This is a genomic window from Priestia sp. RMT2NF4 (assembly GCF_047872835.1).
GTDB classification, from domain to species: Bacteria; Bacillota; Bacilli; order Bacillales; family Bacillaceae_H; genus Priestia; species Priestia zanthoxyli.
In genome coordinates, this window is sequence record NZ_JBLQZO010000010.1 from 47663 (window position 1) to 60040 (window position 12378).

Sequence of the window (12378 nt, forward strand, 5' to 3'; positions counted from 1 at the left end):
TTTGAGTCCTTTTTATTTATACCCTTTAGACGGCGTAGTTCGAGTTTTACGATTTTTATAATGACGATATCCTTCTTTTAAAAGGATGGGAAAAACAGCGACTAGAATTTTTTTTAATATACGTCCCAATGTAAGGCACTCCTTTACGTGTTCTTACTTTACTATACCCAAATTGGACAGCTAAAAACGCAAAAAAGAGCAGGTATATCCTGCTCTTTTTGTATTACTTACCGATAAATTGTTGAGTCCAGTACGTAGTATCACCTTTTACGTATCCAACACCAATTTCAGTGAAATCAGGGTTTAGAATATTTTTGCGGTGACCGTCACTATTCATCCAAGCATTCATTACATCTTCAGGAGATTGCTGACCTTTTGCAATGTTTTCACCTGCAGTTGTATATTCAATGCCGAATTGTTTCATCATATCAAATGGTGAACCATATGTTGGTGAATTGTGGTCAAAGTACCCTTTGTCCATCATATCTTTTGATTTAGTGCGTGCAACGTCACTTAATTTTTTGTTAAGTGTTAAAGGCTTTAAACCTTGTTTTTGACGTTCTTGGTTTACTAAATCTACTACTTTTTGTTCAAATTGACTAGCATCTTTGGTTTGCTCTGCTTTATCAGTATTTTCTGATTGTTGAGCTTTTGTGTTTTGCTGTGTTTGCTCCGGAGCTTTTGCTTCTTCACTTTGCTCTGGTGCTTGTGCTTGTTCCTGTGGAGCTGCTTCAGCTTGATCTGGTGCCTGTGTTTCTTGCTGTGGAGCTGCTGCTTGAGCAGATTGTCCTTGAGCGTTAAATTTCTTTAATAGCTCGTCTACATTTATATTTTGTGCTGCTTGAGCATCTTTAATGGTAATTTGTTTTGGAGTGTTGCAATCAGGAGCTGCTGCATTTGCTTGTCCTGCTGTTAGTAATCCTAATGATACGGCACCTGCGACAGTGGCAATACGAAACCTTTTCTTCATGTTTGAAATCCTCCTATGTGATAATAAAGTTTTTTGTAAAACCGCAACGCATCTAAGCTTGTAGCAAGCCAACCTCGTGATGCACCCTCATTGTTGCACGAAAACTATGAAACTCGCAACGTCTTTTAAGCTACCAAAATTATACTAACACTTATGTAAAAAATATTTCGATTATATTACGCGGCTTCTAGCTATTGATAGTAAAAGGTTTTCATATACTTTGAGAAATAGCTTCATCCAATGCGGTAATATAACTGTAAATTCCTCGTCAAAAACGTTACATACAAAAAAGGCGACAACAGAGTGGTAAACCACCCTGTTATCGCCTTTTACAGAAAGTTTTACTAATATTATTTACTTATTTTAAGACGTTTACTGATTCACGTACGAATGCTTCCATATCATCTGGTGTACGGCTTGTAACTAGTTGATTACCGCATACCACAACTTCTTTATCATGGAAGTTTGCGCCTGCATTTTTCAAATCAATAGCAATTGATTTGAAACCAGTTACGTCACGTCCTTTTAATGTTTCAGCATTGATTAGCAGCTGTGGCCCGTGACAAATAGCCATAACCGGTTTGCCTTCATCCATAAATGATTTTGTAAAAGCTACGACTTGATCGTCCGCACGCAAGATATCTGGTGAGAAGCCTCCGGGTAAAAACAATGCGTCAAAATCTTCTGGTTTTACATCGGCAATTGCTTTATCAATTGTTAATGTTGTTTCGCCTTGTTTACCTGTTACTTCGCCTGTTTTCACATCGATTTTTGTTAGCGTATGGCCTTCTTCTTCAAAGGCTTTGGCTGGATCTGTATATTCCACATCTTCAAATAAATCTGTTACTAATACTGCAATTTTCTTACTCATTCTAAGCAACTCCTTAATTGATTTGTGTACTAATGTTCTATAAATAAAATACCCGTACACTATTCTTTTAAACATGGTTTATGAGTAAAAAACTTTTCTACAATAATCTAAAAACACAGTGTAGGTTTTTATAAATCAGACATTCAAAACAAATTAAATGTCTGAAACGTCGTCTCTTCTGGAACTGGATACACATCTCTACCTGCAATTACGTTCAGAATACGCTGATTACGCTGAACGGATAAACCAAGATTTGTTGCGCCAGATCCGTGTGAATGTTCAATGTTAGTTAACGTAAAAAAGTGGTGGTTACGGGGTTGTTTAAAGACAAGCCGGTAATCTTTTGTGACGTTGAAACGCTTGTCATCTTCCCATTCGATATCATCTTTTATTCGTTCGATGAACGGCGAAATCTTTGGCTTATAGCCCGTGGATAATATCAAACGATCCGCTTCGTATTGAAAAGAGCGATCAGCCTTTAATTGTTTACACTCCAGCTCATATCCATTTGCTTTTTTATGAATGTCACTTACTTCGGTCGAAGCTTGAATCGTAACGGGTACTCTTCCTTTAAGTGAACGATGATAGAGTAAATCATAGATTTTCGTTAAGGTAGAAGATTCAATTCCGTGACGTAGGGGGTTTAAATCTTCTACCGTGCTTGTACGTTCCTCAAAAGCCAGCGAATGAAAGTAATCTACATAGTCTGGCGAAAATAACTCTTGAGCAAGCTTGGATTGATCAAGCTGAAAAAAATTAGAGGATCTTGTAAACCATGTAAGGTGGTAATGATGTTCAGTCTGTTCTTCTAGTAAATCCAGAAAAATCTCGGCAGCACTTTGCCCTGAACCAACGATCGTTACATGCTTTCCTTTTTGAATCTCTTCTTTTTTATGTAAATAGCCGCTGCTGTGTAAAATATGCTCATTTAGCTTTTCTTCAAAAGCCGGAGGCACAAGTGGAATGCTTCCTGTTCCCATTACAACGTGTTTAGCATTTACCGTTTGAATTCCCTCAGGTGTTTCTACCTTTACTTCATAATACTCTTCTTCATTTTTTGGTATCACGTCCACAACTTTTGAAGAAAAGTGGCAGGAAGATAGCTGCTCCGCTACCCATTTTGCGTACTCGTTGTATTCTTGACGCGGAATGTCAAAACGATTAAAGAAAAAGAACGGATACAAGCGCTTTTGCTTGTGAATATAATTTAGAAAAGAATAGGGGCTTGTTGGATCTGCAAATGTAACTAAGTCTGCTAGAAACGGAATCTGCAAGTCCGTGCCGTCAATTAACATGCCCGGATGCCATTCAAATTTCTCTTCTTTATCAAAGAAGACTGCATCAATTTCATCAAGAGGCTCAGCAAGGGCCGCTAAGCCTAAATTAAAAGGGCCTATTCCTATTCCCACCATGTCATACTGCTTATTTGTCATCTTTAAACTCCCTTTCATAAAAAAAGCTAACAGTATTGTCTACTGTTAGCTTTTTACCCTTTTTCCATACATTTATGCGGAAGGAGTCATACTCATTTTCGGGCCAAACGATTCATACATGATATTTTCTTGGGAAATGCCCATTTCATCTAGGCCTTCTAACACCATTTGTGTAAATGAAGAAGATCCACAAACATAATAATATGCATGTTTATCGCCGGCATATTTAGCTAGCTCTTTTTTAGTTAAGCGACCATACGTTATGTTTTCATCATGCTGATCTGTTTGCGCTTGACTATAGAAAACGTGCTGTTCAAACGTATATGTCTCTGACAACGATTGAAGCTCTCGTTTCATTGCATGAAACTGCTCATTTTTAGCACTGTGAATAAATGTTACTTCTTGATTGTTTTCCAATGCTTGATGAAGCATTGACATCATTGGAGTAATTCCTACACCTCCGCTGATAAATACTGATTTATTATTTTCTTTTAAGACAAAATCTCCTGCTGGAACGCTGACTTCAAGCAAGTCTCCTTCTTTCAATTGATCATGTAAATACGTTGACACGACCCCGTCTTCCATTTGTTTTTCTTTTTTCACCGTAATTTTATAGTATGGTTGGTTTGGATAGCCAGATAAGCTGTACTGGCGAATGGATAAATATTCTTGACCAGGAATTCGTACACTCACGTACTGACCTGGCAGAAAAGCAGGCAGTGCTTTTTGATCAGGTGATACTAAATAAAACGAGTACACGCCTTCTGCTTCTTTTACTTTTTTATGAACCATTAGTTTTTTATAATCTTTCCATCCTTTTTCTTCAGCTTCTTCATATAACTCTTGCTCCACACTTATGAATACGTCTGCAATGGCACCGTAAGCTTCTTTCCAAGCTTCCATAATCTCATCGGTCGCAGCTTCTTTTAAAACATCTTTAATTGCCTTTAATAAGAACTCGCCGACAATTGGATAGTGCTCTGCTTTCACGCCGATACTGCGATGTTTATGGGCGATTTGCTTCACAACTGGAAGCAGCGTTTCAAGCCGATCGATGTACTGCGCAGCGGCATAAACTGTATTAGCTAACGCCATTTGCTGACGTCCTGTTTTTTGATTTGTTTGGTTGAATACATTTTTTAAAGAAGGATACTGTTCAAAAAGCATTTCATAAAAACGAGTTGTGATTGCTTGACCATGCTTTTCTAAAACAGGAACTGTACTTTTTACAATAGAAATAGTTGTTTGTTTCATAACTTTCGCCTCCGAAAGATTCATTTTTAAAAGATATATTTTTAATACATCTTTATAATACTCATATCCTACTTAAAAAGATATATTTTATATACATATTTAAAGAAATGTTCACAAATTCACCCTGTCAAAAATGTGAGCATTCTTTCTGTATTTCTTAGATATAGACATGCTATTATAGATATATCAGCTGCTGATAAGAGAAGAGGTAAAAAGATGAGGCTCACACAATATACAGATTACTCACTGCGAGTTTTATTATATTTAGGCGTTCGCGATAATAATAAACTAAGCAATATAAAAGAAATTGCTGAAGCGTATAATATTTCAAAGAACCATCTTATGAAAATCATTCACGAACTTGGAAAACTTGGCTTAATTGAAACGATCCGAGGACGAAACGGCGGTATTCGTTTAGCTCAGCTTCCAAAAGACATTAATATTGGCAAAGTGGTACGTCAAACTGAAGAAGATTTTCATATTGTTGAATGTTTTGACCGTGAAGGAAACTTCTGCATTATTAGCCCCGTCTGCAAGTTAAAAAGTGTTTTGCATGAAGCCATGCAAGCCTTCATTAAAGTGTTAGATCAGTATACATTAGAAGATCTAATCCAAAATAAAGACGAATTAAACCTCCTCCTCCTATCTCAAAAAAACGAGGAATGAACAAACTAAAATTCACCTGAAATCATTCTCGTTTTTTTGACCTTTTTCCCTTTCATCATAAAATAAAAGATGTTACAATGAGGCACGTATTGGAAAGACAAGATGTCTCCATTCGAGCAGACAATGAACCTCATTCTGTTCATCCTAAAAAAATGACGAAAGGGTGTTTGAGTATGCACGTAGGAAGCAAAGGTTGGTATGTTGAGGAACTTAAAAAACGAGGAGTTCGCAACCATGAAGGCCGCAAAGTGGAAAAGTACAAAACATATGTACTTGCTAACTTGCTTGATAAACACAAAAATTAATTAACGTGTAATAAGAGAGTACAAATTTGTACTCTCTTTTTTGTTCATTTAATAAGCAGCGTCTTGATAAAAATAATTTGGTGATAATACTTTATTTTTATAAAGCTTATGAAAAATATGTGTGGTAGCTGGTGAAACCGGTGGGATTAACCATGTCCAGTTCCCAGTCACTTCCCGGCCATTTTTTTGTTCTCTTTCTTCAAACAAGTGAAATTGCTGAGCAGCCGTATGATGATCTACAATGCTAACACCTTCTCGTTTGAAAGAAGAAAGCACCGCAACGTTTAATTCAATAAGAGCTTTGTCCTTCCAAAGCGTCGCGTTGTAATCCATATTCAATCCCATCATAGAAGCTATTTTTGGAAGTTGATTATAGCGATACGTATCCGCCAAATTTCGGGCACCAATTTCAGTCCCCATGTACCATCCATTAAATGGTGCTGCGACGTAATCAATCCCTCCAATTTCTAGCTTCATATCTGAAATCATCGGGACAGCGTACCATTTTAACTGTAAGTCTTCAAATTCAGGAAGTTCTGGGTGCGTAATAGCTACTTCTTTCACTAAATGTTTTGGAATCTCAAACCATCGAGGTGACGCTTCATTAACTTGCAGGACCAGAGGAAGAACATCGAAGTGAGTTTTCTCACCTTCCCACCCCAGCTTTTGGCAAACTTCCGTGAACGCAACAGAATCAGGATCTCCTATCACGCCGTATTCCGTCTCGTACCCAGCATAGCGGATTAGCTGATGATTCCAGATTCTAATCGGTTCTTTTGCTTGCGTTTTCGGTTTAAACACCGTAATAGTAGGCCGGATTTTCCCGTCATTTGTTGCATATTCAATATGGTGAAAAAGAGCGTCTCTTACCTCTTCAACTGTGCTCACCTCTCGCTTATCAAATACATTGAGCGATTGCCAAAATAGTCGTCCGATACATTTATTGCTGTTTCTCCAAGCCATGCGAGCTCCGTGCTCTAACTCTTCAAATGTATGATCATAATGTCCGAGTGACATAATTTGCTGATGAATTTCTTTTAATCGCCTGTTTTTGTCCGCTTCGCTTTTTTCAAGTTCAGCGTAACACGTCTCTATAAATACACGTGCTTGTTCAAATAATTCTTCTTGCTTCAACGTTTGTTCCCCCCTAGAAGAACAGATTTCATTCTTTTCGTCCAAGAAAAGCAAGTTTCAGTATACCATCCTCATAGCGGAAACGCGCATCATAATGCTTTAATAACCTCTTTCAATATTAACCAAGTTAGAAGGCAATTCGCCTTGCTCAACTTTTTGCAGCGTTTCAACAAAGCACTCTACGGCTTCTGCAGGCGTAGTCACCGCCGAAATATGAGGTGTTATGATGATATGTGAATGATTCCACCAAAAAGATTCTTTCGTTAACGGCTCACGTTCAAATACGTCTATGTATGCTTTTCGAATACGCTTTTGCTCAATAGCCCCTACTAACGCATTTTCATCTACAGTTGCACCTCGTCCAACATTTATAAAGTATGCATTCTCAACTAAATTCATCCATTTTTGGTCAAAGTAGCTTTTTGTTTCATTCGTTAGTGGCATTGTACTAATAATCCAATCAGCTTCTTTTAGCAAGTCTCTCTCATTTGAAATCGAGACTACTTGATCAAATGACGGCTTTTCATTTCCACTTTTAGATACTCCTATCACTCGTACACCAAAAGATTTTAAAACGGTTGCAAGACGTCCGCCGATTTCACCTGTTCCATAAATGATGACCGTTTGAGCAGAAAGCTGCTGAGGCTCTACCGCTTTCCACCGCTTTTGTTTTTGCTGATGCTGAAACTGTGCGTGGTGCTGAAGTTCAGCTAGCATATAGCTAAGACAATATTCACTGATCCGCTGACCAAATGAACAAACCGTACGTGTTAACATCACGCTCTTTTTCCAATCCGCACTTTCTAAGAACCGATCAACTCCTGCACCGAGAGAATGAATCCATTTGAAGCTATGGTCTTTAAAGTAATTCGTTGGACCGAAGGATAAAAGCGCGTCAGCCCAGTTTAAATCTTCCATTGTAACGTCTTGCTCTTCCATAAATCGAAACGTCTGAGACAGCTGCTTTTGTTTGATTATCTCCTCCAGCTCCTTATGCATTCTTCCTGCCACTAGTATCGTATAAATGTTCATTTCTTTTCCCCCTGCCTTTTTATTCTTCTATATACTCTATTTGAATGATTCGATATAACCGTCCCGTCGTCATGAAGGATTTTCTACATTGATATATATAGTATGAATCAAGTGAAAGGAAGACGCGAGTGAATTTTATATGACTTTCAAGGCTGGAAAACTCATATGGATTTATGTATATAAGTTCGCTATAATCGTTATGAATCAATTTGTTTATAACGAAACGTACGATAGATATTTTAAAAGAAAAGGTGTGTCAGCATGAGTGTATTAAACGTAAAAAATCTAAGCCATGGTTTTGGTGACCGTGCGATTTTTAACGATGTATCATTTCGATTGTTAAAAGGTGAACACGTCGGCTTGATTGGAGCAAACGGCGAAGGTAAATCAACATTTATGAACATCATTACAGGCAAGCTAGAACCGGATGCGGGAAAAGTAGAATGGTCTAAAAAAGTGCGCGTTGGCTATTTAGATCAGCACACGGCATTAGAGCGCGGCCTTTCTATTCGTGATGTACTAAAAAGTGCTTTTCAATATTTATTTGATTTAGAAGCTCAAATGAATGGCCTCTATGAGAAAATGGCGGATGTATCACCAGAAGAACTCGAAAAACTATTAGAAGAAGTCGGTACGCTTCAAGACCTCTTAACAAACAATGACTTTTACGTTATCGATGCAAAAGTCGAAGAAATTGCACGCGGATTAGGATTAGAAGATATCGGCTTAGATCGTGACGTACAGGATTTAAGTGGCGGACAGCGTACAAAAGTATTGCTAGCCAAACTATTGCTTGAAAAACCAGAAATTCTTTTACTTGATGAGCCTACAAACTACTTGGATGAACAGCATATTGAGTGGCTACGACGCTACTTGCAAGAATATGAAAATGCCTTTATTTTAATTTCTCACGATCTTCCATTTTTAAATAGCGTGATCAATTTAATTTATCATATGGAAAACCAAGAGTTAAATCGCTATGTAGGAGACTACGACGATTTTATGAAAGTATATGAGATGAAAAAACAGCAGCTTGAAGCAGCTTATAAAAAACAACAGCAAGAAATGGCAGATTTAAAAGATTTCGTAGCGAGAAACAAAGCGCGCGTGTCGACACGAAATATGGCCATGTCCCGTCAAAAAAAGCTGGATAAAATGGAAGTAATTGAACTAGCTCAAGAGCGTCCAAAACCAGAGTTTAACTTTAAGAGTGCTCGTACTTCAAGCAAATTAATTTTTGAAACATCTGATTTAGTCATTGGATACGAAGAGCCGCTTTCTAAGCCACTGAATCTAAAAATGGAGCGAGGTCAAAAGATTGCCCTTGTAGGAGCAAATGGAATCGGGAAAACAACTCTTTTAAAAAGTATTCTAGGAGAAATCAAACCGATTTCAGGCTCTGTAGAAAAAGGCGATTACCAGCATATTGGCTATTTCGAACAAGAAGTTAAATCAGCTAACTACAATACGTGTATTGAAGAAGCATGGAACGAGTTTCCTCACTTTACCCAATATGAAATTCGTGCAGCGTTAGCTAAATGCGGCTTAACAACCAAACATATTGAAAGTAAAGTAGAAGTTCTAAGCGGTGGAGAAAAAGCAAAAGTCCGTCTATGTAAGCTGATTAACAATGAAACCAACATTCTTGTACTGGATGAGCCTACAAACCACTTGGATGTAGATGCGAAAGATGAATTAAAACGAGCTTTAAAAGAATACAAAGGAAGTATCTTAATTATTTGTCACGAACCTGAATTTTATCAAGATGTAGTCACAGACGTGTGGAACTGCGAATCTTGGACGACTAAATTATTTTAAAAAAACGGGTTAAAAGAGGCATATCTTTTAGAAAAAGTGGGAATGATAAGATTAAGTTCCCCCCCTTTGTGTGAGTAGCCATTTTTTAAATGGTTACTTTTTTTTATGTATAGTCCTTTAATAAAATGGCTATATTGTATCTATACTCCCTAAACCCAAAAAGACCGCTGCAGTGATGCAGCGGTCTTTTCGTTGTCATGGTTTCATCTGTAGCCAGCTATCAAAATGATGAACAGCTATACTGCTTGGAGGGTTTTTAGCTTGACACTTCGTAAGCAACTTACCCAGCTCTTGCATCATCTTTTCTTCTCCTTTAGCAGAAAAAGAAATGTATTCCCCTTCATCTGAAGCCATCGTTTCTACCCCTATTTCAATCGGAGTAGATAGTACACGTCCCCACTTGCGTTCATTTTGCGTTATGTCAGCAATACCGTCTTCTTTATCTGCATGGTTTCGGTACGACATAATTGTGACTTCATCAGCGTACTGAATAATCCAATGCCCCAGCGAACCGGAACCGTTGCTATTTTTGAATGGAACTTCGTCAAACCAAAACGGTATATCTACAGCAAGCGGCAAGTGTAACTGACGAGACTGTACTGCAGCTTGAGAAATAACATATTGATACTGCAGAATACTTTTCGCTCGATTATTTTTCCAGCTTTTATACAAATACGGCTCTATATCTAAATGAACCCCTGAAAATTGCTGTTGTTCTTCCGCTTCTGCTTGGTAAGCTGTTATCCAATTAAAAAATGCTGCCTGCTCTTCTATACCAGAAGGCCCTATCCAAGAAGGAGCGCCGTCAAGTGCGTAGACATCTATACCCTGGACTTGCGCTTGTTGGATAAAATGCCTATATACAGAAGGTGAAAGATGAGCGTCAATTTGTAAATAAACCTTTGTCACCTTTTTTTCTTGAAGTTTTTCACGGATAGCTTCTTGGTCCAACATCCATTTCTTTGTATCCCACACCCACGTCGACAGCGGTATATTCATCTCTGCATTCACCTTTGATCCACATCCTGTTCCTTTCCCCATATTAAACAGCCATACAACCACCAGAAAAATAAGAACGCACTTGCTTTTCACACTCTATTTCCTCCTTTATACGAGCCAGAACTCATATAAAGAGAGTCTGGCAGCTTGGCAACTTTATGGTGAATTTCTCCCTTAGATCTGTAGCTTTCAGCAAACTCTTCCTTATCAATTTTTTCAGCCTAATCTTTATTTGTTCTAGCGGTTGCTTGATTTACTTCCCTGTATCTTTCTTATGGAATAAATATGCCTGCTTTGGATGGTTTGGCTGATTTGGATATTTCAACTGTAATTGTCCTTTTCGTAATAGCTTTGTTAAATAATTATTACGTACTCCATCCGGCGTTCTTTCTAGTAAATAAGCAAACTCTTTAAGCATGAGCGGTTTTTCTTTGCATAATTCAAGAATAATATGCTCCATCTGATTAGGCGAAAGCCGTTTTTTTTCACGAGCCAGCGCTGCAATATCCCATAGCTTCGTATCAATATCCTCACCATTCACTGAATTAGAAGAACCATCTTCCGATTCTTTATTATAGGAGTTTTGATAACTATTATAGGAGTAATCATCTTTATTATATGAGTTAAGTTCACTATTATAGTAGTTTTCTTCTTTATTATAGGAGTTATTGTCGTTATTACATGAGTTTAACTCCTCTAATAAATCTTTATTATAAGAGTCTTTATTTTTATTATAGGAGTTATTTTCGACATTGTTTTCAGGTATGTTTTGATATTTTTCGACACTTTTAAAATTATTTCCCAAATCAGTTACAGACGTATGATAAGTGTCTTTTTCAGAAGAACTAATCTGTCTTTCTTGAGTGGACAGAGATAACGTGACTACCGTACGATGCATAGAAACATCTTGGTCAACAGAAGGCTTTTTATAATGATGCAAGCTCCAGTTTTGCTTCACTTTTTTCAAGCCAGAGCCCGAACGTTCACATAGCCCTAGTAAACTGAATAGCTTAACGATATTCGGGTTTCGAAGCTGACTAACGGTTTTACTAAAAACTGAATCTGTAGGTACTAACAAAAGACCTGGATTAGAAAAAACGTAATGAGAAGGTTGCTTTTCTAAAATAACGCCGCCCTCGCCATTATAATCTGCATGAATAAGCATATTGATTAAAACTTCTGTTAAAGAGGAAGCGATTGACGACTGGGGTTCGCTATTACGAACAATTTCATGAATATGGAAATAAAAATCGAAAATATTTCCTGACCACGTCCCGTCTTGAGAGGTAAAACGCTCTGTCCATTCTTCATTCCCTTTACTTTCCCGGTATTCTAAAAAGTATTGTGGTAAAACTTCTGTGATAATCCGTTCTTCACTGAATAAAAGCAGGCCTGCGAGCGTAACTCCTTCTTTATGGGTATCTCTTACCTTTCCCCATGCTCCTACTTTGTATAAAAACTCTTTTGTTTCAAGCGCATTCCAAGGATGAGCTGGTTTTACTTCAGCAAATCGATCCCGGTAGCTTTTGATCGTATCAAAATTTAATTCATTTAATCCATAGTGCTCTAGGATGAGATTATCTTGTAACATATTCAACTCTCCTATTATCTTTGTATATTTATTTAACAGCGCGAATATGCTGTTTCTTACCTCTTGTTACTAACGTACTAACTTTATTTATCTAGATGCCGCATAGATCCTGCTTCTGCCGCCTAATCTCTTCTACATCGATATATACACCTCATCTATTCTATCATTTTTTCTTTCTTCTCTCCTGCATTTTTCAATCTTCAACATAGCCGAGTTTATTGTGTAAAAGCTGTGGATATTTATCTTTATCCACAGCTTTTACACAACCTACAAACCCTTTTCTAGCTGTTTCAATATAAATTTGT

Annotated in this window: 11 protein-coding genes; 3 read left to right on the plus strand and 8 right to left on the minus strand. The window is 37.5% G+C overall.

Features of this window, described 5'->3' with window-relative positions; all coding sequences use genetic code 11:
* Nucleotides 1-223: 223 nt before the first annotated feature.
* The 4 genes from ACMX9J_RS25125 to hmpA form a co-directional block, all read right to left on the minus strand.
* Complete coding sequence (locus tag ACMX9J_RS25125; protein WP_033580739.1) at nucleotides 224-970, minus strand: CAP domain-containing protein; 747 nt, start codon at nucleotides 968-970, stop codon at nucleotides 224-226.
* 358 nt (nucleotides 971-1328) lie between these two features.
* Nucleotides 1329-1841 (minus strand): type 1 glutamine amidotransferase domain-containing protein, encoded by a 513-nt coding sequence (locus tag ACMX9J_RS25130; protein ID WP_013081517.1) that lies wholly within the window; start codon nucleotides 1839-1841, stop codon nucleotides 1329-1331.
* A 143-nt stretch (nucleotides 1842-1984) separates the two neighbouring features.
* Nucleotides 1985-3274, minus strand: a complete 1290-nt coding sequence (locus ACMX9J_RS25135) for a lysine N(6)-hydroxylase/L-ornithine N(5)-oxygenase family protein (RefSeq protein WP_028412459.1) — start codon at nucleotides 3272-3274, stop codon at nucleotides 1985-1987.
* 72 nt (nucleotides 3275-3346) lie between these two features.
* Nucleotides 3347-4528, minus strand: a complete 1182-nt coding sequence (gene hmpA, locus ACMX9J_RS25140; protein WP_047751739.1) for an NO-inducible flavohemoprotein — start codon at nucleotides 4526-4528, stop codon at nucleotides 3347-3349.
* A gap of 216 nt (nucleotides 4529-4744) precedes the next feature.
* On the opposite strand from hmpA, the gene ACMX9J_RS25145 reads away from it, so the two are divergent.
* Nucleotides 4745-5194 (plus strand): Rrf2 family transcriptional regulator, encoded by a 450-nt coding sequence (locus ACMX9J_RS25145; protein ID WP_028410145.1) that lies wholly within the window; start codon nucleotides 4745-4747, stop codon nucleotides 5192-5194.
* Nucleotides 5195-5367: 173 nt separating this feature from the next.
* On the plus strand, nucleotides 5368-5499 hold the full coding sequence (locus ACMX9J_RS25150; RefSeq protein WP_016762840.1) for a YflJ family protein: 132 nt from the start codon (nucleotides 5368-5370) through the stop codon (nucleotides 5497-5499).
* A 48-nt stretch (nucleotides 5500-5547) separates the two neighbouring features.
* Here ACMX9J_RS25150 and ACMX9J_RS25155 read toward each other — a convergent pair whose 3' ends face one another.
* Together ACMX9J_RS25155 and ACMX9J_RS25160 are read right to left on the minus strand one after the other, a co-directional pair.
* Nucleotides 5548-6633 (minus strand): nitric oxide synthase oxygenase, encoded by a 1086-nt coding sequence (locus ACMX9J_RS25155; RefSeq protein WP_249887166.1) that lies wholly within the window; start codon nucleotides 6631-6633, stop codon nucleotides 5548-5550.
* A gap of 99 nt (nucleotides 6634-6732) precedes the next feature.
* Nucleotides 6733-7665, minus strand: coding sequence for a D-2-hydroxyacid dehydrogenase (locus ACMX9J_RS25160; protein WP_033580734.1), 933 nt, complete (start codon nucleotides 7663-7665; stop codon nucleotides 6733-6735).
* Nucleotides 7666-7926: 261 nt separating this feature from the next.
* Between ACMX9J_RS25160 and ACMX9J_RS25165 the strand changes: the two genes are divergently transcribed.
* A complete protein-coding gene (locus ACMX9J_RS25165) occupies nucleotides 7927-9483 on the plus strand; it encodes an ABC-F family ATP-binding cassette domain-containing protein (RefSeq protein ID WP_028412463.1) in 1557 nt (518 codons plus the stop codon).
* A gap of 195 nt (nucleotides 9484-9678) precedes the next feature.
* Here the strand turns inward: ACMX9J_RS25165 and ACMX9J_RS25170 are convergent, their stop codons facing one another.
* Nucleotides 9679-10575 (minus strand): amidase, encoded by an 897-nt coding sequence (locus ACMX9J_RS25170; RefSeq protein ID WP_416226366.1) that lies wholly within the window; start codon nucleotides 10573-10575, stop codon nucleotides 9679-9681.
* 160 nt (nucleotides 10576-10735) lie between these two features.
* A complete protein-coding gene (locus ACMX9J_RS25175) occupies nucleotides 10736-12073 on the minus strand; it encodes an ATP-binding protein (RefSeq protein WP_221818369.1) in 1338 nt (445 codons plus the stop codon).
* Nucleotides 12074-12378: the final 305 nt, after the last annotated feature.

Coding starts and splice junctions, on each gene's coding strand:
- hmpA (WP_047751739.1), bottom strand. CDS start 4,528: ATGAAACAAACAACTATTTCTATTGTAAAAAGTACAGTTCCTGTTTTA.
- ACMX9J_RS25135 (WP_028412459.1), bottom strand. CDS start 3,274: ATGACAAATAAGCAGTATGACATGGTGGGAATAGGAATAGGCCCTTTT.
- ACMX9J_RS25125 (WP_033580739.1), bottom strand. CDS start 970: ATGAAGAAAAGGTTTCGTATTGCCACTGTCGCAGGTGCCGTATCATTA.
- ACMX9J_RS25150 (WP_016762840.1), top strand. CDS start 5,368: ATGCACGTAGGAAGCAAAGGTTGGTATGTTGAGGAACTTAAAAAACGA.
- ACMX9J_RS25160 (WP_033580734.1), bottom strand. CDS start 7,665: ATGAACATTTATACGATACTAGTGGCAGGAAGAATGCATAAGGAGCTG.
- ACMX9J_RS25175 (WP_221818369.1), bottom strand. CDS start 12,073: ATGTTACAAGATAATCTCATCCTAGAGCACTATGGATTAAATGAATTA.
- ACMX9J_RS25130 (WP_013081517.1), bottom strand. CDS start 1,841: ATGAGTAAGAAAATTGCAGTATTAGTAACAGATTTATTTGAAGATGTG.
- ACMX9J_RS25165 (WP_028412463.1), top strand. CDS start 7,927: ATGAGTGTATTAAACGTAAAAAATCTAAGCCATGGTTTTGGTGACCGT.
- ACMX9J_RS25145 (WP_028410145.1), top strand. CDS start 4,745: ATGAGGCTCACACAATATACAGATTACTCACTGCGAGTTTTATTATAT.